Below are 20,098 nucleotides of genomic sequence, written 5' to 3'. Positions count from 1 at the left end.
AAAACCCACCTGCAAAAGAACCTGCCCCGACTACTATCAGGCCGCATGCGAGAGTGGCCGTTCCTCCAGTCGGGATTGCTAAGCCCGCGCAGACCCAATCGTATGTTCAAGCAAGGTCGAATATAGCTATGATCGCGAATCCCGACATTACTAATAAAAGGCCCCATACGCTCCACTGCAAAATGGCCAGTTTACGCCTCAAGCTAGTCGGAGTGTTTTTCAAGTCTTCTAAACTTAACTCTCCTCTTTTTAGATAAAAGTTGGGGAAGGTTACAATTCCAGAAATACCTCCTATGAGCATTAAATTTCCCCATGGGCCACCGTGTCTGAGAGGTGCTCGGACCATGATCGCCTTACAGTTTTTATAAAGATCTAGCATCATATCCATCTTTGTGTAGGCCATGTGTAATGCGACGCCTATCCAAACTAATGCAGCTGCAAAATAGATTAGTCCGATGCAGGCAATTAATAAATCAACGGTCTCGGCGCTCATTTAGTGATCTCATAAATTTTCTCTCCAATTAACTCTCCCCCTTTGCCTCCACCGACGCCTCCGACAATAGAACCGACACCGACTACCACTAGACCGCATACAAGAGCAGCTGTCCCGCCAGTCGGTACGGAAAGTGCTGCGCAGACCCAACCTATAGTCGAGCCGGTAATTGCTGCTGAAGCCATGGCTCCGCCTGCCACTCCGCCGGAAAAACCACCAGCTTCGGTAAATTTCACCTTCTTACATGCCTCTGCATTCCCTTCCGCACAAACTCCCTGAACCTTGATAACTGACGCTCCACCACCCACCGCAGTACCAATCCAACCGCCATACTTGACATACTTCGCCGCTTTAGAAACGCCTTCAATATGCGTGGCATAACCAGGAATCTGTCCAACAGCCCCGGCTTTTCTCCAGCGATGAACAAGACTTTTAGTCGATATACCCAATACGGCATTCAGATTGGGATGATCCGGAAAACCAATGCTCTTTTTTGTCAGTTTGGTGAGTTGGGTATTCAACTGAGCCAGCAGGCGTTTGCGTTCCGCATAAAACTCGGCGGAGTTGAGGTGGCCATTGGCTTGAAAAGTTCGTGTATGCAAACTCTCGATGTCACGCAGAATGACCTTCACGTCGTCCAGGTTCTTCGCGAACATGGACAGTCCGAAGCTGGCACCGACTGAACCCTTGGAAAGAAAGAAGGCTATTTCGTCATAGTGACGCGCCATGAAATCGGCTTCCTCTGAACTGAGAGGCTCCAGGGCTTTATTTACATTACCCGCCGCTTGCATCAACTGCGCTTCTTCGAAGGTACATAGATGATTGTTCGGATCGCTGAGAACAATCATCGTCCCGGCTTTCACCTGATCCAGATTCGGATTCAGGGCCTTGAATTTGGCGATGACGGCGGGGGAGGCTGAAGTGAAAAGCTGAGCTTCCAGTTTGTCAGCGGTCGTGCTCCTGGGGACGACGTAGAACCCTGGTTCTTCTTGTGGGACGGCCGCAGGCCATTGCTCTTGAGGAAAAAACTTCAAGTCCGAGACTGGATGTGGCGAGGAGGTTGCCCTCAATGCGTCGGGCGAATTCGCGGTCGTCGACTCGAGGCTTTGAGCATGGACAAAGCGCAATAAGCGTTCCGGGTCAGGTTTTAATGAAGGCTGTGTGAGCGTTGAGTTCGGGATTCTTTTAACCCGTTCATTGATCGCGCCCTGAGCTTTTCGCCTAACGGCTTGCGATTGGCTAAGCAGGTCTCGTTGTTCTTGCACAAGCGCCTGCAAGCCTTGCTCCGGCGTTTTGTTGCCCTGCGCAACATCGTCCGCAACGCGTTTTGCATAGAAGGCGACTTCCCGATTGAACCGCTCACGCAACATACCTTGCGCAAGATGACGAGTAGCAAGAGTGCGAGCTTGCCCCACCAGTTTGCCCGCGGCACTGTTGACGTCCCAATACTCATGACGATTCGGACTCATCCTTCATCGCCCCACGAACTGTAACCCGCGGTTTTTGCCAGGTGGTGGGTCCAGGTAATGTCGCGGTAACGAATAGCCACCTGTTCCTGAGGCTCGGCGTCGTTTTGAAAAATGGCATGAGGCATTTCAAGCGTCAGGTCGGCAATAACTCCGCCATTGATCGACACGGTATAAAACTTTTCCTGCATGCCAAAAGCCGACACGCGATAGAAACTGATCGTGCAGTTGATTTCTTCTCTGTTTGAAAGCGCTTGAGCAAGCAGCGGTGATGATTTATCGACGGCCTTTGTGATGATGATCGGGCTATGCGTCGACTTTTTGATGTTCCCGATATTAGTGATGTTGTGGCTGTAGGACAGCACCATGATTTCATCGGTGTGCGCTACCTGATACTTGTTGCCGATAGAGTTCTGGGTTGAGCAACCCGCTGAAATCAATCCTTGGGCTTTTCCGTTTAGGGTCATGTAACCGTGATTAGCCATAGAAACCACTCCTTGTAGTCAGGCGGGCAGTCTATGGCAGAAGTTGTAAGCAGTTATGTAGTCCGATTCCGAAAATGCGTTCTGCACTAAACGGATAAAGGTCTGCACCCAGTGGATAGTCCACCCCATTGCCCCGTCCTAGCATGAGCCTTGCCTGAACAATAACAATGGAGGCGGCGGCCATGACCCTGCGACCCGAATATCTTCAATCCCTGCTTGAGGACGATCCAGAACAAGGCATCTACCGCTGCAAGCGCGAGATGTTCACCGACCCGCGGCTGTTCGATCTCGAGATGCAGCACATCTTCGAAGGCAACTGGCTGTACCTGGCCCACGAAAGCCAGATCCCCAACAAAAACGACTTCTACACCACCACCATGGGGCGCCAGTCGATTTTCATCGCGCGCAACAAGGACGGTGAGCTCAATGCGTTCCTCAACGCCTGCAGCCATCGCGGCGCGACGCTGTGCCGGCACAAGTCCGGCAACAAAAGTTCGTACACCTGCCCATTCCACGGCTGGACCTTCAACAACTCCGGCAAGCTGCTCAAGGTCAAGGATCCGGCCGAAGCGGGCTACCCGGCGAGCTTCAACTGCGAAGGCTCCCACGACCTGACCAAAGTCGCGCGTTTCGAGTCATATCGCGGTTTCCTGTTTGGTAGCCTCAAGGCCGATGTCGTGCCATTGGTTGAACACCTGGGCGAGTCGGCGAAGATCATCGACATGATCGTCGACCAGTCCGTCGATGGCCTGGAAGTGCTGCGCGGTTCCTCCAGCTACATCTACGAAGGCAACTGGAAGCTCACCGCCGAAAACGGCGCCGACGGTTATCACGTCAGCTCCGTGCACTGGAACTACGCCGCCACCCAGAACCAGCGCAAGCAGCGCGAAGCCGGCGATTGCAACCCGACCATGAGTGCCGGCAGTTGGGCCAAGCAGGGCGGTGGTTTCTACTCCTTCGACAAGGGCCATATGCTGCTCTGGACCCGTTGGGCCAACCCTGAAGATCGCCCGCTGTACGAGCGTCGTGATGAATTGGCCCAGGACTTCGGCAAGGCTCGCGCCGACTGGATGATCGAGAACTCGCGCAACCTGTGCCTGTACCCGAACGTGTACCTGATGGACCAGTTCAGTTCGCAGATCCGTATCGCCAGGCCAATCTCGGTCAACCGCACGGAAATCACCATTTACTGCATCGCCCCCAAAGGCGAAAGCGACCACGCCCGTTCGAGCCGGATTCGTCAGTACGAAGACTTCTTCAACGTCAGCGGCATGGCTACCCCGGATGATTTGGAAGAGTTTCGTTCCTGCCAGACCAGTTATCAGGGCAGCGTCACGACGTGGAACGACATGTCCCGTGGCGCTGAACACTGGATCGAAGGCGCTGATGAGGCGGCCAAGGAAATAGACCTGCATCCGCTGCTCAGCGGAGTGCGCACCGAAGACGAAGGCCTGTTCGTGCTGCAACACAAGTATTGGCAGCAGACCATGCTCAAGGCCTTGGCCGCCGAGCAGTCCGAACTGATTCCTGTGGAGGCCGTGCAATGACCATCACCTATGACGCCGTGCGTGATTTTCTCTACCGCGAAGCGCGCTACCTCGACGACCGGCAGTGGGACGATTGGCTGGAGTTGTACGCCCCGGACGCGACGTACTGGATGCCATCCTGGGACGACAACGACGAGTTGACCGAAGACCCGCAACGGGAAATCTCGCTGATCTGGTACGGCAACCGCACCGGCCTGGAAGACCGCGTCTTCCGCATCAAGACCGAGCGTTCCAGCGCCACCATGCCGGACACCCGCACCTCGCACAACATCAGCAACATCGAGCTGCTTGAACAGGCCGATGGCTTGTGCAACGTGCGCTTCAACTGGCACACCCTGAGCTTTCGCTACAAGACCGTCGACAGCTATTTCGGCAGCAGTTTCTACACCCTCGATGTGCGCGGTGAAAACCCGCTGATCAAGGCCAAGAAAGTGATCCTGAAGAACGATTACGTTCGCCAGGTCATCGATGTCTACCACCTGTGAGGCAGCGGTCATGACTCATTCCATCGCATTCAATTTCGAAGACGGCGTCACCCGATTCATCGACGCCAATGTCGGCGAAACCGTGGCCGATGCCGCGTATCGCCAGGGCATCAATATTCCACTGGATTGCCGCGACGGCGCCTGCGGTACCTGCAAGTGCTTCGCCGAGGCCGGCCGTTATGATTTGGGCGAAGAGTACATCGAAGATGCGCTCAGCGCGGAAGAGGCCGAGCAAGGTTTTGTCCTGACCTGCCAGATGCGCGCCCAGAGCGATTGCGTGGTGCGCGTGCCGACCTCATCCGAGGTGTGCCGCACCCGTCAGGCCAGCTACGACGCGACCATCAGTGCCGTGCGGCAGTTGTCCGACAGCACCATCGCGCTGTCGATCAAGGGCGAAGCCCTGAGCAAACTGGCGTTCCTGCCGGGGCAATACGTGAACCTGGGGATTCCCGGCAGCGAGCAGACCCGCGCCTATTCGTTCAGCTCGTTGCAGCGCGATGGCGAGGTCAGTTTCCTGATCCGCAACGTGCCCGGTGGCTTGATGAGCAGCTTCCTCACCGGCATGGCCAAAGCCGGCGACAGCATGAGCCTGGCCGGGCCGTTGGGCAGTTTCTACCTGCGCGACATTCGCCGTCCGTTGTTGCTGCTGGCCGGCGGTACGGGGCTGGCACCGTTCACCGCGATGCTGGAAAAAATCGCCGAGCAGGGCAGTGAACATCCGCTGCATTTGATCTACGGCGTGACCAACGATTTCGATCTGGTGGAAATGGATCGACTCGAAGCCTTTGCCGCGCGAATCCCGAACTTCAGCTTCAGTGCCTGCGTCGCCAACCCGGATAGTCAGCACCCGCTCAAGGGCTACGTGACCCAGCACATCGAGCCGCAGCATTTGAACGAAGGTGACGTCGATGTCTACCTGTGCGGCCCGCCGCCGATGGTCGAAGCGGTCAGCCAGTTCATCCGCGAAAAAGGCATCGCACCGACAAACTTTTACTACGAGAAATTTGCCGCCAGCGCGGCCTGAGCCGCGCTGTTGTGGGAGAGAGACATGAACAGGTTCCACGAAAAAGTCGCGCTGATCACCGGCGCAGCCCAAGGCATCGGTCGGCGCGTTGCCGAGCGCATGGCGGCGGAAGGGGCGCGGTTGATTCTGGTCGATTGCTCCGAGCGGGTGTTCGAAGTTCAGCAGCAATTGGGGCAGGGCAGCCAGGTGCTCGCGCTGACCGCCGATCTTGAGCAATACAGCGAGTGCAGCCGCGTCATGCAAACCGCCGTCGAGCGTTTCGGGCGTCTGGATGTGCTGGTCAATAATGTCGGCGGGACGATCTGGACCAAGCCTTTTGAGCATTACGAAACGTCGCAGATCGAGGCCGAAGTGCGCCGTTCGCTGTTCCCGACGCTGTGGTGCTGTCATGCCGCGCTGCCGTTCATGCTTGAGCAGGGCAGTGGCGCCATCGTCAATGTTTCGTCCATCGCCACGCGCAGTGTCAATCGTGTGCCGTACGGTGCGGCGAAGGGTGGGGTCAACGCGCTGACCGCGTGCCTGGCCTTCGAAACCGCCGGTCGCGGGATTCGGGTCAATGCCACCGCGCCCGGTGGTACCGAAGCGCCGCCGCGGGTCATTCCACGCAACAGCGCCGATCAGAGCGAGCAAGAGAAGGTCTGGTATCAGCAGATTGTCGACCAGACGCTCGACAGCAGTTTGATGAAGCGCTATGGCACGCTGGATGAGCAGGCAAGCGCTATCCTGTTTCTGGCCAGCGACGAAGCGTCTTATATCACCGGCATGATCATGCCGGTCGGTGGCGGCGACCAGGGCTGACGCGACTTGCCAACAACCCCATCCTCAATCGGAGTCATCGCAATGAGCGACAAACCCACGATCGTGCTGGTCCATGGTTTTTGGGGCGGCGCTGCCCACTGGAACAAGGTCATCGCCGAGTTGATTCACAAGGGCATTACGAACATCCGCGCGGTGGAGATGCCGCTGACTTCATTGGCAGACGATGCAGAGCGCACGCGCAAGATGGTCGCTCAAGTGTCGGGACCTGTGTTGTTGGTGGGGCATTCCTATGGCGGCGCGGTGATCACCGAGGCCGGCGATCAGCCGAACGTGGTGGGGCTGGTGTACATCGCTGCCTTCGCGCCGGACGCCGGTGAAAGTCCCGGCGGCATCACGCAACGGCATCCACCCGCTGCGGCGGCCAACCTGGCTCCCGACAGCGACGGTTATTTGTGGGTCAAACCTGAGCTCTATCACGAAAGCTTCTGCCAGGACCTGCCCGCGACCGAAGGGTTGGTGATGGGCATCACCCAGAAAGCGCCGCTGGCTACCACCTTCGGCGACACCATTACCACGGTGGCGTGGAAGAAGAAGCCGTCGTGGTATCAGGTTTCTGCGGATGACAGGATGATCGCACCGCAAAATCAGCAATGGATGGCGGGGCGGCTGAACGCCAGGGAGATCCTGACCCTGAACGCCAGCCATGCGTCCCTGGCTTCGATGCCGGTCGAGATTGCAGCGTTCATCGATAAGGCCGCGACGGCGTTGGCCGCAGGATAGAGAACCTTACAGGCGACGCTGAAACGCTTTGATGATTCTGAGCGTCGCGTCGCTTGTGTTCAGGTTCTGGACCGCATCCAGCGGATACCAGATGCAATCGAAAATTTCGTTTTGCGGGCGGGCCTCATCCGCGTTCGCCACTGAGGCCTCGTACACATGGTGTCGGGTGCTGCCCGTTTGCAACTCCATCAGGTACAGCATCCCGTCGACCCCAAGCCCAGTCTCTTCCTCAAGCTCTCGCGTGGCGGCGTCGGCAATGGCTTCACCTCGCTCAACCTTTCCGCCGGGCAGCATCCAGCGACTCCTAGGCTTGCGCACCAGGAGAATGTGCCGGTCCTGCTCGCAAATGACGGTCGCGCGTACTTTCATGTGTTACCTGATTGCTGTTTGTCATAAAACAGTCATAAAAATGCAATATTCGCGCCGAGATGTCTGTCTCAATGGTTGGAGTGGTGGACGAGGCTGAAAGTGCAACCGGGTGCCGAAATCCTGGCGCGACGTCTGGTTGGCACTTCATGGAAGGTCGGGTGTAAGGTATTCAAGTGAATTCAGGATCATCACTGCCGAAATGGAGGTGACTATGAGCGTTCCGATGCTGACCAAAATGCACATGAATGGTTATGACGTACTCAGCGTGAACAACGGCCCGTGGCGGGTGTGCACCAAAGGTGACCGGCTTGGAGCCTTTGGCAGTAGAGAGGAAGCACTGGCTTTTGCGGCTGCGCTTCCCGGCTACAAGGCCAGGGCAAGTCGGCCTGCACGCAGCCAGAAATCAGATAAATAACGCGCTTGAAGCCCCGGTTCGCCGGGGCTTTTCTTTGCTGGGCGCTGAGGTCCCAGGCTAATAACCGCCGCCACCACCGGTGCTGCGGGAGGGTTCTCGGGCTTTTTGCTGCGCGTTACTCCATTCCGCGCAGGTCATGAAGCTTTTATGGTCGACCTTGCCCCTGCCATCGAAACTGACGTTGTACGTTTGCTGATGGCCGGCCTGTTTCAGCTTGTAATCAAAGCAAGTGCCAGGCTCAACGGTGCGATCCGTTATGGATAAAGGCTGGCCGCCAATCTGCTGGACTTGATCCTTGGTCATGCCGGTCTCGACCTTTGCGACCAGCGGCTGATCCCTATAGACACGCGATTCGGTGCTGCAGCCACCCGACGCGGCCAGTACAACGACCAGCGCGCATAGAGGCTTGTGCATGGCAATGCTCCTGCTATTGAGCTTTCGTTCGAGTGATGATTTTGGCTTTCACTTCCTCGGCATACCCCTTCAGTCGTTCTTCATCTCCCTGAAACAACTCGCACAGCTTCAGGGTCGCTTGCGCATCCACGTCATTGCCAGCCAGGCGTAGTTGCTCTGCGATGCGTAAAAGTTCTACGGCTGACCATCTCAAATCCGACGCAAGACCTTGCAGGTCACGCCGAAGTTCATTTTCAGATTCGTTAAGCCACATGATGACCTCCTGCCAATCTCCGCTACGAAATTTTAGTCCCATTTCCCGGGCCAGGGCGTTTTGTTCGTCTGACCGTTGACGCAACCTTTTGTCGGGAAAATGAACGCGAACCCGCAGATTTGATGTCGTAGTGAGGTAGTGAATTTTTGCTAGGGCGAGGCAACTTCAAATGACGGCGACTGATGACTTTAGATTTCATGCCCATGAGCTGATCGTTGATCTGGACGCGGCCACCACGGAAATGATGAAACTGATTTCTGCACATCAGTTGAGCGGCCCGGAATGGGAGCGGGTCACTCAATGGCAGCATGAAGCGTACGAAAGATGGATGACTTATCTGAACGAGAGGTCGTATCCCAATCCCGGCGATCAAAACGCCCCTTGCTGAGTTCAGTGCGACGGATGGATGTCGGGGCAGCGACACGCTACCTTCCCCTTTTTTCGGGATAAGGAAGCGTTATGCGCAAATTGATTGGGGGCGTGCTCGCACTGATTTTCTTTTCCCTACGATCGCTTATCCAGTTGTCCACCTGCGCATAATTACGCTGGCGCTTTTCGTCCGGCCCGATGATTCCTGTCGCCTGAAACCCAGGTAGTGCTGCTTTGATAACGCTGCCGCTGAGAAAAAATCCCGCCAGGGTTTCCTGGGCGGGATTTTTTTGTGCCTTGAGCGGTTGTCGTCGTGAAATTTAACGTGTATTTTTTCATGAAATTATAAATATAAAATTTCATGAGGCCGTATGTTCCAGCAATCTACCCAGCACGTTGCCAGCTATTACGCCCACACCTGCGCGGATCGCTTGGTGGATCGAGCTGTCCTTGAGGGCGAGCAGGACACCGAGGTGTTGATCATCGGGGCCGGCTTCAGTGGGTTGCATACGGCGTTGCGTCTGGCCCTGGCCGGTAAGCGTGTGACGTTGCTGGAAGCCAGTCGGGTGGCCTGGGCTGCCTCGGGGCGCAATGGCGGTCAGGCCATTCTCGGCTGGTCGTGTGACATGCCGCCGTTGGAGGCGGCGCTGGGTTATGAGCGTGCGCGCCGGTTATGGGACAGCATGCGTTGGGCTGCCCGGGAGTTGCGAGACTTGCCTGGCCGCCATGGTTTCGATTGTGACTATCGGCCCGGCCACCTCTGGACGTCGGTGATGCCGCGTCGGGTGAGTCTGCTGACAGAATGGCAACACGAGGCCAGCCACAAGTGGGGTCACGATGGTTTGCAGTTCATCGCGCGCGAGGCGCTGCCTGATTGGGTCGCCAGTGAGCGTTACCAGGCAGGCCTGTTCGATCCTGAAGGCGGGCATTTGAATCCGCTGAAACTGGCGCTCGGCCTGGCCGCCGCGATTGAACAGGCCGGTGGACGTATTCATGAACAGAGCAAGGCATTGAGTTATCGCGAAGACGGCGATCGTTACGTGGTCACCACTGAACGTGGTCGCATTCGCGCCGATGTGCTGGTGCTGGCGTGCAACGCCTACCTTGATCGGCTTGATCCGAAGCTGTCGAGTTGTGTGTTACCGGTTGGCACTTATCAGGTGGCCACCGCGCCACTTTCGGTGCAACAGGCGACCGCGCTGCTACCGAGCAATGTGTGCGTCACCGACAACCAGTTTGTCCTCGATTATTTCCGCCGTACGCCGGACAACCGCCTGCTGTTCGGCGGTGGTTGCACTTATCTGGGCGGCATGCCGAAGGACATCGCTGCTGCGACACGGCCCTATCTGGAGCGCGTGTTTCCCCAGCTCAGGGGCGTCGAACTGGACTTTGCCTGGGGAGGACACATCGATCTGACCCTCAAGCGCACACCTGACATCGGTCGACGTGGCGATCTCTACTGGTTACAGGGTTACTCAGGGCATGGCGTGCTGCCGACATTGGCCGGGGCGCGCGCCGTGTCCGACGCGATCCTTGGCCAGCCGGATGAGCTGGCGTTGTACCAGGGTTTGACCAACGGCAGTTTTCCCGGTGGAAAGTATTTGGCCGCCCCACTGGAAGCCATCGGCAAGGCCTGGTATCGGCTGCGCGACAGCCTTTGAAACATCAATTTCTGGAAACCTTCAGATGGACATGCAAGAAGAAATCTCGGCGCTGGCGATCCTGATCCAGGACCTGCGCAAACACAAAAAATACACGCTCAAAGAGCTGGCGGACAAAATCGGTCGTTCGGTCGGGTTTCTCTCGCAAGTCGAGCGGGGGTTGTCACGTCCCACGGTGGCGGACTTGACCGCCATCAGCGAAACACTCGGCGTGCCGACCACCTATTTCTACAGCTTGCCCAAGCCCATGGCGTTGCCTTGGGTGACCCGTCCGGATGAGCGACGCACGCTGTATTACGCCGACGGGATCACCGACATCCTCGTCTCTCCGAAGATGAGGGCGTCCTTCTCAATGCTTGAAAGCCAACTGGAGCCCGGCGCCAGCAGTGGTGATCGGCACATGAACGACAGCTCGGAGCAAGGTGGCTATGTCCTCGAGGGGGAGCTGACGCTGTGGCTGGATGACGATAAACCGGTGACATTGCGCACCGGCGACAGTTTTCAACTGGCCAGTCATACGCATTGTCGCTACGGCAACCTCTCGGATCAGCTCGCCCGGGTACTTTGGGTTTACACCTGATAAAAACAACAAGGAACACTAACGATGGATGCTGTCTGCTCTGATCTGGTTGCCGAGGTTCGCGCGTTTCGCCAGCGCTTCCCGCAGGTGCGTTACGTTGACCTGATTTCCCTGGATATTCCCGGGCATTTTTACGGCAAACGCTACCCGATAGAAATGCTCGAGAAGGTCGCCGCCGGCAGCGCGCTCAAGCTGCCGCAAAACTGTGTGTTGCTGGGTACGCAGGGCGGTCTGTTCAAAATCGGCGACTACTGTTTCAACGACGGCGACCCGGATGCTCCACGCCGCCTGGTGCCCGGCACGCTCAAGCCCGTGAGTTGGGAAAAACAACCGCTGGGGCAGATGCTGATTACCTCAAGCGGTACTGAAAAGCCTATTGTTTTCGAGCCGCGTGAAGTGTTGGCGCAGGTGCTTGAGCGCCTCGGCCGAAAAGGGATTTTCCCCGTGGTCGCGTTCGAACTGGAGTTCTATCTGTTCGATCGCCAGCTGCGTGACGGCTTGCCACAGTTCCCTCGCGATCAGCTGACGGACGATGCCGATGATCAGCCGAATATGCACATCGAACGGCTGTCGAGATTTTCACCGGTACTCGATGACATGGTCGAGACAGCGCGGGCGCAAGGCATCGATGCCACGGTGATCACTGCGGAGTTGGGCCCTGGCCAGTTTGAGATCAATTTCGGTCACCTTGACGACGGCCTGCGGGCGGCCGACTGGGCAGCCCTGTTCTGCCGCAGCACACGGGGGGTAGCCCTCAAGCACAACCATCGTGCCAGCTTCATGGCAAAACCCTACTTGCAGCATCCCGGTAGCGGCATGCATGTGCATGTGAGCCTTTACGACGAGGCGGGCACCAACCTGTTGGCGGCTAACAATCAGCAGGCGCTGCGCCATGCGGTGGCCGGTTGCCTTGAAGTGTTGCCGCATTGCATGCCGATCTTTGCACCGAATCACAACGCAATGCGGCGCTTGAGCGGCACGGTGAATGTTGCGACGCGCGCCAGTTGGGGCTTTGAAGATCGTGACGCCTGCCTGCGGGTGCCGGAGTCGGACGCGAAGAATCTGCGCATCGAACATCGCCTGGCGGGCGCGGATGCCAATCCATATCTGGTATTGGCGGCGATTCTGGTCGGGCTTGAGCAAGGGCTGGAAGTGGGGCGTGAACCGATTGCATCCCTCAACGAAGATCGTGGCAGCGGAATCGACTTCCCGCTGGAGATGCTGGAGGCCGTGCGTTCGATGCAAAACAACGTGCAGCTGCGCGAGGGTTTGGGGGCCGAGTTTGTAGATGTCTACTGCGAAAACAAGCGCCAGGACCATTTGGCATTCCTGCAGGACATCAGTGCGCGGGAGTATCGCTGGTACCTCTAAATCAGTCCTTGTCGCTACTCGTCCATAAAAAATGTGTGGATATTTAATGAGTTAGAAGCTTTAGTAACTGGATAGTGAATCCAAATATCTTGTTACAGGCGGAAATATTAAGTAATATTCGCCCCGCGTTCACCACCACGGTTTATGCATTTTGAGTCCCAGGCGTCCATCAGCTGCCTGGGATTTTTTTTGCCTGAAATTCGCGACAACTGTATATCCGCTACCGCGAGATGATCCCGTGATCGATCGCGTATTTGACCAGGGCGGCCGGTTTGTCGATGTTGAGTTTGCGACGGATGCTCAGTCGATGGGTTTCTACCGTGCGAACGCTGATGTCCAGTTCGCGGGCCATCTCCTTGTTGTTCAGCCCTTGAGCCATCTTGTACAACACCTGGCTCTCGCGCGGTGTCAGCTCGTTGTCGGTGTTTTTATCGGCGATGAGCCGCTGGGCGATCTCGGCGCTGTAGAACGTGCCGCCACTGGCGATGGCTTCGATCGCCGCGATGATTTCCCGCGACGGTGAGTTCTTCAGTACATAGCCGCTGGCCCCCGCGCGCACGGACTCACTCACGTATTCATTGTTGTCGTACATGCTGAGCACCAGCACCTTGAGCGACGGGTACTGGCTGCGCAACACCCGGGTCAGTTCGAGCCCGTTCATGTCCCGCAGGCTGATGTCGACCAGCAACAGGTCCGGCTGGCAGCGTCCGACCATTTCAATGGCATCCGCGCCACTCTCGGCTTCGCCCACCACTTCCAGGGGGGCCATGACCGCCAGCAGCGCTTTGATCCCGTCGCGGACCAGGGCGTGATCGTCGACCAGGGCGACGCGGATCGGGTAGGGCAGGTTCATCGCGGGTATTCACTCTTGTTGTCAGGGGGTGAGTCAGCGTGTTGTACCGGGCATTTTCATTGGCAGCCAAACGTCCAGCTCGCTTCTTCCCGGCATCGAGATCAGGTCGAATCGTCCACCAAAATGCTCGACACGCTCGCGGATGTTACGCAGGCCAATGCCCGCATGACGACGTTCGACCTGGGCGACGTTGAAACCGATACCGTCATCGACCACCGTCAACCGTATGGAATCTTCGGACCCGTGCAGGGTAATGGAGACGTTTTTAGCCTGGGCGTGTCGTTCAATATTAGTCAGGCCTTCTTGCACGATGCGAAACAGCGAGACCGCTGCCCCATCGACCAGGTGACAGTCGAATTCGTTGTCGTTAAAAGTCACCACCAGGCCGCTGCGTTGCTCGAATTCTGCGGCGAGTTGACCGATTGCGGCCGGCAGGCCCAGGGTGTCGAGCAGCGAGGAACGCAGGTCGTGGGAGAGGCTGCGAACTTCGCCAATCGCTTCCCCCAGACGTTCCGTAGCGTCCCTCAGCGTACTCAAACCCTTGTCGTGTGCTTGCCCATTTTCGAGCAGGTGGCTGGCCAGCTCGAACTGAAACTTGATCGAGACCAGTAGCTGGCTGATGCCGTCGTGCAGTTCGCGGGAAACCCGTGAGCGCTCTTCCTCTTGCAAGCTGACGATACGCTGGGTCAGGCGCTGCAGTTTTTTGTCGGCCAGACGATGCTCGCTGACGTTGAGCGTCATGCCGCTGGCGAAGACAAACAGCACCGCCACGAGGGCCACTGCGGCAATCGCCAGCATGGTTTTACGAATGCCCTGGGCCACTTCGTCACGCGCCTGCTGGGTCGCGCGTTCAACGTCTTCAAGGTAGATGCCGGTGCCGAGCATCCAGCCCCAACGATCCAGCATCACCACATAGGCGAGCTTGTCGGTCACTTGGCCGGAGGAGGGTTTGTTCCAGGCGTAGCGCTGAAAGCCTTCGCCTGATTGCGCACTTTTGAGCAACGCCTGGATCACGGGCAAACCGTGAGGGTCTTTCATGTCCCACAGGTACTTGCCCACCAGCTCCGACTGGCGTGCGTGCATCAGGCTGCGCCCTTCGTGGTCGTAGACGAAGAAGTAGCCATTGATGCCAAAGCTGAGTTTGCGCAGTTCTTCCAGCACTTGTTGCTGTGCGTGTTCGTCTCCGTGGCCGTCGTCGTACAGTGGCTCAATCAGGCTTTGTGCCATTTCGACGTAGTTTTTAAGTTCTGCGCGTTTGCTGGCCAGGATGCTGTCTTCGATCAGTTGCGCCTGTTGTTCACCCAGTTGGCGGTTCATGGATATCACCAGCGCGCAGATGACGGCGATGGCCAATACCAGCGGCAGAATCCCGAGCGCGACGATTTTGTGTTTGAGCTGCATCTCTGCTCCTGTCCGGACCGAGGGAAGGCGAAGGCACGGCATCATATGCCAAAGATACGCGCGTCCAGTAGCAGTGCTGGACGGAATGACTTGTAGGAGCTGAGCTTGCTCGCGATGGCGGCCTGACAGCCGACCAATCTCTTTCAGGTGTACATATCCATTCCTGCGGTAACGGCGGCTAATGGTTTCGCCCTTACGGCGAGTCCCTTTTGGCAAACGCCCCAAAAGGAACCAAAAGGTCTCGCCCCAGCGTCCGGCCCCTCGCTTAGGCTCGGCGTTCCTTCGTTCCGGTATTCATCTGGGGGCATCGCCTCCGGTCGGCTTCGCTTCGACCTCCTCTCGATGTGTTCGACTGCGTCGAACGGCGCTGCGCGCCTACCCCCCAGATGAACACCTCCACTCAGCCTCCCGAAGGGGCGGGTGGATCAAGATCAAGAGCTGCAGGCGAGCTAACGCTCGGCCTGTTGAGTGGTGAGAAGCGAAAGGCGTACGCCGATCCCCTGTGGGAGCGGGCTTGCTCGCGAAGGCGGCCTGACAGCCGACCAATTACTCGCAGGCGTACACCATTCCCCTGTGGGAGCGAGCTTGCTCGCGATAGCGGTATATCAGACGACATCTATGTTGAATGACAGATTGCATTCGCGAGTAAGTTGGATCGCTGCACCGCCGCTCCTGCAAGAATTTCACCGTCATCTACGTAGAACTACGTAGAAGCCACGTACGTAGTAACGCGGATTTATTTGTAGACGGCATGCGGGGATATTGGGCCAGCTCCGCACAGCGGACACAATTATAAAAATTACCGCCGCAGTCCACTGGCTGTCGGCAGGAGACACGCTATGCCCCGTCTGGCTAAACACCTCGCCTGGTTTGCCGTGGCTGTTCTGGGAGCGTTTGCGCTAAGTGTCGTGGCCCTGCGCCGCGGCGAAGCGATCAATGCCCTCTGGATCGTAGTCGCAGCAGTCGCTATTTATCTCGTCGCATACCGCTACTACAGCCTGTTCATCGCTACCAAAGTGATGCAACTCGACCCCAATCGTGCCACGCCCGCTGTCGTTAACAATGACGGTCTGGACTACGTGCCGACCAATAAACACGTCCTCTTCGGTCACCACTTCGCAGCCATTGCTGGCGCGGGGCCGCTGGTCGGTCCGGTCCTGGCGGCGCAGATGGGCTATCTGCCCGGTACGCTGTGGCTGATTGCCGGCGTGGTGCTGGCCGGTGCCGTTCAGGACTTCATGGTCCTGTTCATGTCCACCCGCCGCAACGGCCGTTCCCTCGGCGACATGGTTCGTGAGGAAATGGGCCGCATCCCCGGGACCATCGCGCTGTTTGGCTGCTTCCTGATCATGATCATCATCCTCGCGGTGCTGGCGCTGATCGTTGTGAAAGCCCTGGCCGAAAGCCCGTGGGGGATTTTCACGGTGATGGCGACCATCCCGATCGCGATGTTCATGGGCATTTACATGCGCTACATCCGCCCGGGCCGCATCGGTGAGATCTCCGTTGTCGGCGTGCTGTTGCTGCTCGGTTCGATCTGGCTGGGCGGGCAGATTGCTGCTGATCCGGTCTGGGCCAAGGCCTTTACCTTTACCGGGATCCAGATCACCTGGATGCTGATCGGCTACGGTTTCGTTGCCGCGGTATTGCCGGTGTGGCTGATTCTGGCGCCGCGTGACTACCTGTCGACCTTCCTCAAAATCGGCACCATCGTGGCCCTGGCGATCGGCATCCTGATCACCATGCCCGACCTGAAAATGCCGGCGCTGACCCAGTTCATCGATGGCACCGGCCCGGTATGGAAGGGCGGTCTGTTCCCGTTCCTGTTCATCACCATCGCCTGTGGCGCGGTCTCCGGTTTCCATGCGCTGATTGCTTCGGGCACTACGCCGAAGTTGTTGGCCAGCGAAGGCCATGCCCGTTACATCGGTTATGGCGGCATGCTGATGGAATCCTTCGTCGCCATCATGGCCATGGTTGCTGCGTCGGTGATCGAACCGGGCGTGTACTTCGCCATGAACAGCCCGGCGGCGCTTGTCGGCTCTGACGCTGTTACGGTTGCTCAGACCGTCAGCAGCTGGGGCTTTGCGATTACTCCGGAAGCCCTGCAAGCGGTGGCCAAGGACATCGGTGAAACCACCATCCTGGCCCGTGCCGGCGGTGCACCGACCCTGGCGGTCGGTATCGCGCAGATCCTGCACCACCTTCTGCCGGGTGAGAACACCATGGCATTCTGGTACCACTTCGCGATCCTGTTTGAGGCGCTGTTCATTCTGACGGCAGTCGACGCCGGTACCCGTGCCGGACGGTTCATGCTGCAGGACTTGCTGGGTTCCTTCGTGCCGGCGCTGAAACGCACCGAATCCTGGACCGCCAACCTGATCGCAACCGCCGGGTGCGTGGCGATGTGGGGTTACTTGTTGTACCAGGGCGTGATCGATCCGCTGGGTGGCATCAACACCTTGTGGCCGCTGTTCGGTATCTCCAACCAGATGCTGGCCGGTATCGCGCTGATGTTGGCGACCGTTGTGCTGATCAAAATGAAACGCCAGCGCTACGTCTGGGTCACCATGTTGCCCGCCGTGTGGCTGCTGATCTGCACCACCACTGCCGGCTTCATCAAGCTGTTCGATGCCAACCCGGCGATCGGTTTCCTGGCCCTGGCCAAGAAGTACAGCGATGCGCTGGCCAACGGTCAGATCCTCGCCCCGGCGAAGAGCATCGATCAGATGCAGCACGTGATCTACAACGCCTACACCAACGCAACGCTGACGGCGCTGTTCTTGCTGGTGGTCTTCAGCATCCTGTTCTTTGCGCTCAAGGTCGGTATCGCCGCCTGGGGCACTAAAGAACGTACGGATAAAGAAGCGCCATTCCAGGCTCTGCCGGACGCTTGATCGAGGATTGCAGCATGTTCAATGACCTGAGTCGCCTCGGTAAATACCTCGGTCAGGCGGCGCGCCTGATGGTCGGGATGCCCGACTACGACACCTACGTCGAGCACATGCAGACCAAGCACCCGGACAAGCCGGTGATGAGTTATGAGGTGTTCTTTCGGGAACGCCAGGAAGCTCGTTACGGAAGCAAGGCTGGGCCGAAGTGCTGTTGATGATCGGTGGCAGTGATGCCACCTGAATAGCTAATAAAGAACCCGGCTGATGAGGCCGGGTTTTTTTTGAGTGGCCGAACTGTGTTGAGTCAGCTTGCGGGGATGGTTTCGAGCGTTTCGAGATCCAGCAGGGTGAAATAACCACGGTCCGGCCTCCAGCCACCCGTATCGATGTGAATCACATTGCCAAGGCTGAGGGGCATATAAAGCGGCGTATGCCCTACGACCAGTGCGCGCAGGCCTTCAACGCCATGCGCCTCCTGCTGATCGATCCGTCTTCGTGACCACATGCAGTAGTGCTGCACCTCCTGCAGACGCCTGTTGCTTTCCGGCGACTCCAGTTCGTTTCGCAGTTGCTGCCATGATGGAAATGGACAATCGGCGTGCACGATGCCGATCAGGCCGTAGGCCGTTTCGACTTCGATCGCGATAGGGAGCTTGGCGAACTGCGCCGCGAATGCTTGCTTCTCGAGCGGCGACAGGCCCAAGAACCATGAGCCGCCATTGTCGATCCAGCTGTCGACGTCGCAGGTATCGAAGTACACCACGTAGTCGTCATGGTTGCCTCGCACCGGGTGGAACCATGCTTTGTCCAGCCAATCGAGCGCATCGTGACACTCGGGCCCACGGTCAATCAGATCGCCAACACTGAACAGGCGATCGACCAAGCGGTTGAATCCGGCTGCATCCAGAGCGTCCTGCAACCGGGTGAAATGGCCATGAATGTCACCGACCGCGAAATCTCGACCGGCAACGTTTGCGGCGAAGTGCTTGACACGTGACATCTCTAAATTTTCGAGCATGGGAATGCCACTCCGGCAGCTCCCCAACGGGCTAGTCAGTTGAGTTTAGGCCAAGAAGTGGTATTCGACCGTTACCGCCTGCCCAACAGGCTGCCCGGATCAAGCGCGGTTAGAGTCAGTAACTTGTTGCCTGACCATAGTGTTTGTCCTGCACGCCGGCGATAAGGTGCAGAGGCACGTGTTGCGCATCGGTGGATGGCACTTCGAAACTTTCCACAATCTGGGTGTGGCGCTCACTCAGCCCGGTCGACTCTTCGACAAGAGCCTTAGCCATTCTCGCGTGGTTCGCTGCGATTTCATTGAGAGTTGACACGTTACATCTCCCGGTGACTGACCAAGCGCATCGCTGGCGTCCTAAGCGTTAATTAAAGTGCTGCCGCGTCAGAATTACGTCGTTCTGGGGCTGCTACGAGCGTCTTGTGCAAACCTTGAGCCAGGCGCTGTCAAAAAAATCGCGCAGCGTTTCCGATGCGACGAATGGTGGTTACTGGCTGCTAAGGGGATATTTCCTGAGCCTATAAAGAGCCTGTACGGCTGGGGAAAAGGTGATTAGACGTGCAGAAGTTGTTTTGTTAAAAAAATAGTGCATGGTCGCTGTTGACGCACCAATGCATCTCCATTCGGTTAGATGGATATCGCCCAACATTGAGCTGGGCAATGATCAATGAGTCTGATGCCGATACAGGGATAAGTAACTGCGACTTTGGCCAACTGCTCGCGCACAGAGGCATTGGGCTCATTGATCCCCTTTCTCTTCCTCAGGTTGATCCTTTCGAACAAAAGAACATCGCGCAGGGGAGTGCGTGCAGGCTGGCCGAGCGCTGGCTGCTCGGGCGATGCCGCGCTACAGTCTTCGTTTTCAGGACAGGGAAGTATCATGTGGATTTTGAAAGTAGTGGTGATTCGACCCATTATCCGCCGATGGCTGATCGCTGTTTCTATCGGTCTTTTTGCAGTGGCGGGCGGTGTACAGGCTCAAACCTCGCCACAGGCGAACCAGGAGATAAAGGGCTTGCTGGATTTTGTGGAGCGCAGTGAGTGTAAGTTCGTGCGCAACGGCAGTGAGTACCCTGGGACCCAGGCTCGGGCACATCTCGAAAAGAAGCTGAATTATCTTGAAGGCAAGAACCTGGTAAGCAGCGCAGAAGATTTCATCGATCTTGCTGCCACTAAAAGCAGCATGAGTGGCAAAGCCTATGAAGTGCGTTGCCCGACAGGCGTCCAGCCTACGAGCACCTGGCTGAAGATGGAGTTACAGAGACAACGTCAGCTCCATTGAGCGGGGGTACATATCCGTTTCTGCGGTAACGGCGGCTGGCGGTTTCGCTCTTACAGCCAGCCCTTTCAAGGTGTTTTCTTTTTATGGGCCTTAAGCACGCGAGCCGTCGACACATGAGCATTTGCAGCCCTGCCCTCCAGCCATTCCTTGGACTTGGCGATTTTGGGACCTCGTATGCTTTT

The 20,098-nt window shown here is 57.4% G+C and carries 23 protein-coding genes; 13 read left to right on the top strand and 10 right to left on the bottom strand.

Annotation, left to right across the window (positions count from 1 at the left end):
• Positions 1–106: 106 nt before the first annotated feature.
• From KGB03_RS22830 to KGB03_RS22820, 3 genes are read right to left on the bottom strand one after another with little or no spacing between them, the layout of a single operon-like run.
• Complete coding sequence (locus tag KGB03_RS22830; RefSeq protein WP_218537221.1) at positions 107–493, bottom strand: hypothetical protein; 387 nt, start codon at positions 491–493, stop codon at positions 107–109.
• The gene (locus KGB03_RS22825; RefSeq protein ID WP_218537220.1) at positions 490–1,962 is read right to left on the bottom strand and encodes a hypothetical protein; all 1,473 of its coding nucleotides are present in this window, start codon (positions 1,960–1,962) and stop codon (positions 490–492) included. Before KGB03_RS22825 ends, KGB03_RS22830 begins: the two co-directional genes overlap by 4 nt.
• Positions 1,959–2,444 (bottom strand): Hcp family type VI secretion system effector, encoded by a 486-nt coding sequence (locus KGB03_RS22820; RefSeq protein ID WP_223529102.1) that lies wholly within the window; start codon positions 2,442–2,444, stop codon positions 1,959–1,961. The genes KGB03_RS22825 and KGB03_RS22820 overlap by 4 nt, the downstream gene beginning before the upstream one ends.
• Positions 2,445–2,626: 182 nt before the next feature.
• Between KGB03_RS22820 and benA the strand changes: the two genes are divergently transcribed.
• The 5 genes from benA to KGB03_RS22795 are packed head-to-tail and all read left to right on the top strand — an operon-like array spanning position 2,627 to position 7,039.
• Positions 2,627–3,991: a benzoate 1,2-dioxygenase large subunit gene (gene benA, locus KGB03_RS22815; RefSeq protein ID WP_223529099.1), complete on the top strand. Its 1,365-nt coding sequence runs from the start codon at positions 2,627–2,629 to the stop codon at positions 3,989–3,991.
• Entirely contained in the window at positions 3,988–4,476 is a 489-nt protein-coding gene (benB, locus tag KGB03_RS22810; protein ID WP_218537218.1) for a benzoate 1,2-dioxygenase small subunit, read from the top strand. Before benA ends, benB begins: the two co-directional genes overlap by 4 nt.
• A gap of 10 nt (positions 4,477–4,486) precedes the next feature.
• Positions 4,487–5,500 (top strand): benzoate 1,2-dioxygenase electron transfer component BenC, encoded by a 1,014-nt coding sequence (benC, locus tag KGB03_RS22805; protein ID WP_033057713.1) that lies wholly within the window; start codon positions 4,487–4,489, stop codon positions 5,498–5,500.
• Positions 5,501–5,524: 24 nt separating this feature from the next.
• On the top strand, positions 5,525–6,298 hold the full coding sequence (locus KGB03_RS22800) for a 1,6-dihydroxycyclohexa-2,4-diene-1-carboxylate dehydrogenase (RefSeq protein WP_218537217.1): 774 nt from the start codon (positions 5,525–5,527) through the stop codon (positions 6,296–6,298).
• 42 nt (positions 6,299–6,340) lie between these two features.
• Positions 6,341–7,039 (top strand): alpha/beta hydrolase, encoded by a 699-nt coding sequence (locus KGB03_RS22795; RefSeq protein ID WP_218537216.1) that lies wholly within the window; start codon positions 6,341–6,343, stop codon positions 7,037–7,039.
• A 6-nt stretch (positions 7,040–7,045) separates the two neighbouring features.
• Here KGB03_RS22795 and KGB03_RS22790 read toward each other — a convergent pair whose 3' ends face one another.
• Positions 7,046–7,408, bottom strand: a complete 363-nt coding sequence (locus KGB03_RS22790) for an NUDIX hydrolase (RefSeq protein WP_134099629.1) — start codon at positions 7,406–7,408, stop codon at positions 7,046–7,048.
• A 211-nt stretch (positions 7,409–7,619) separates the two neighbouring features.
• Between KGB03_RS22790 and KGB03_RS22785 the strand changes: the two genes are divergently transcribed.
• The gene (locus tag KGB03_RS22785; RefSeq protein ID WP_111452175.1) at positions 7,620–7,823 is read left to right on the top strand and encodes a DUF2188 domain-containing protein; all 204 of its coding nucleotides are present in this window, start codon (positions 7,620–7,622) and stop codon (positions 7,821–7,823) included.
• 57 nt (positions 7,824–7,880) lie between these two features.
• Here KGB03_RS22785 and osmE read toward each other — a convergent pair whose 3' ends face one another.
• Both osmE and KGB03_RS22775 read right to left on the bottom strand, forming a co-directional pair.
• On the bottom strand, positions 7,881–8,237 hold the full coding sequence (osmE, locus tag KGB03_RS22780) for an osmotically-inducible lipoprotein OsmE (protein ID WP_218537215.1): 357 nt from the start codon (positions 8,235–8,237) through the stop codon (positions 7,881–7,883).
• 13 nt (positions 8,238–8,250) lie between these two features.
• Positions 8,251–8,490 (bottom strand): hypothetical protein, encoded by a 240-nt coding sequence (locus KGB03_RS22775; protein ID WP_033057722.1) that lies wholly within the window; start codon positions 8,488–8,490, stop codon positions 8,251–8,253.
• Between the two features lie 169 nt (positions 8,491–8,659).
• Here KGB03_RS22775 and KGB03_RS22770 point away from each other — a divergent pair, with 169 nt between their 5' ends.
• From KGB03_RS22770 to KGB03_RS22755, 4 genes are all read left to right on the top strand, one after another.
• Complete coding sequence (locus KGB03_RS22770) at positions 8,660–8,878, top strand: hypothetical protein (protein WP_008154569.1); 219 nt, start codon at positions 8,660–8,662, stop codon at positions 8,876–8,878.
• A gap of 352 nt (positions 8,879–9,230) precedes the next feature.
• The gene (locus tag KGB03_RS22765; RefSeq protein ID WP_218537213.1) at positions 9,231–10,520 is read left to right on the top strand and encodes an NAD(P)/FAD-dependent oxidoreductase; all 1,290 of its coding nucleotides are present in this window, start codon (positions 9,231–9,233) and stop codon (positions 10,518–10,520) included.
• 25 nt (positions 10,521–10,545) lie between these two features.
• Positions 10,546–11,100: a helix-turn-helix domain-containing protein gene (locus KGB03_RS22760; RefSeq protein WP_008154577.1), complete on the top strand. Its 555-nt coding sequence runs from the start codon at positions 10,546–10,548 to the stop codon at positions 11,098–11,100.
• 24 nt (positions 11,101–11,124) lie between these two features.
• Complete coding sequence (locus tag KGB03_RS22755) at positions 11,125–12,471, top strand: glutamine synthetase family protein (protein WP_192407835.1); 1,347 nt, start codon at positions 11,125–11,127, stop codon at positions 12,469–12,471.
• 220 nt (positions 12,472–12,691) lie between these two features.
• Here KGB03_RS22755 and KGB03_RS22750 read toward each other — a convergent pair whose 3' ends face one another.
• Positions 12,692–13,324, bottom strand: a complete 633-nt coding sequence (locus KGB03_RS22750; protein ID WP_033057767.1) for a response regulator — start codon at positions 13,322–13,324, stop codon at positions 12,692–12,694.
• 33 nt (positions 13,325–13,357) lie between these two features.
• Positions 13,358–14,725, bottom strand: a complete 1,368-nt coding sequence (locus KGB03_RS22745) for a cache domain-containing protein (protein WP_111452180.1) — start codon at positions 14,723–14,725, stop codon at positions 13,358–13,360.
• An 839-nt stretch (positions 14,726–15,564) separates the two neighbouring features.
• Between KGB03_RS22745 and KGB03_RS22740 the strand changes: the two genes are divergently transcribed.
• Positions 15,565–17,622, top strand: coding sequence for a carbon starvation CstA family protein (locus tag KGB03_RS22740; RefSeq protein ID WP_024164521.1), 2,058 nt, complete (start codon positions 15,565–15,567; stop codon positions 17,620–17,622).
• 14 nt (positions 17,623–17,636) lie between these two features.
• The gene (locus KGB03_RS22735) at positions 17,637–17,834 is read left to right on the top strand and encodes a YbdD/YjiX family protein (protein ID WP_007900300.1); all 198 of its coding nucleotides are present in this window, start codon (positions 17,637–17,639) and stop codon (positions 17,832–17,834) included.
• Positions 17,835–17,923: 89 nt separating this feature from the next.
• Here KGB03_RS22735 and KGB03_RS22730 read toward each other — a convergent pair whose 3' ends face one another.
• Both KGB03_RS22730 and KGB03_RS22725 read right to left on the bottom strand, forming a co-directional pair.
• Positions 17,924–18,637, bottom strand: a complete 714-nt coding sequence (locus KGB03_RS22730) for a metallophosphoesterase (protein ID WP_223529096.1) — start codon at positions 18,635–18,637, stop codon at positions 17,924–17,926.
• 115 nt (positions 18,638–18,752) lie between these two features.
• A complete protein-coding gene (locus KGB03_RS22725; protein ID WP_218537207.1) occupies positions 18,753–18,950 on the bottom strand; it encodes a hypothetical protein in 198 nt (65 codons plus the stop codon).
• A 564-nt stretch (positions 18,951–19,514) separates the two neighbouring features.
• Between KGB03_RS22725 and KGB03_RS22720 the strand changes: the two genes are divergently transcribed.
• Positions 19,515–19,916: a DUF5329 domain-containing protein gene (locus tag KGB03_RS22720; RefSeq protein WP_218537206.1), complete on the top strand. Its 402-nt coding sequence runs from the start codon at positions 19,515–19,517 to the stop codon at positions 19,914–19,916.
• Positions 19,917–20,098: the final 182 nt, after the last annotated feature.

This window comes from Pseudomonas sp. BF-B-26 (genome assembly GCF_019956495.1).
GTDB lineage: Bacteria > Pseudomonadota > Gammaproteobacteria > Pseudomonadales > Pseudomonadaceae > Aquipseudomonas.
The sequence above is the reverse complement of the archived record's forward strand: the minus strand, read 5'-3'. Positions and strand labels throughout refer to the sequence as shown.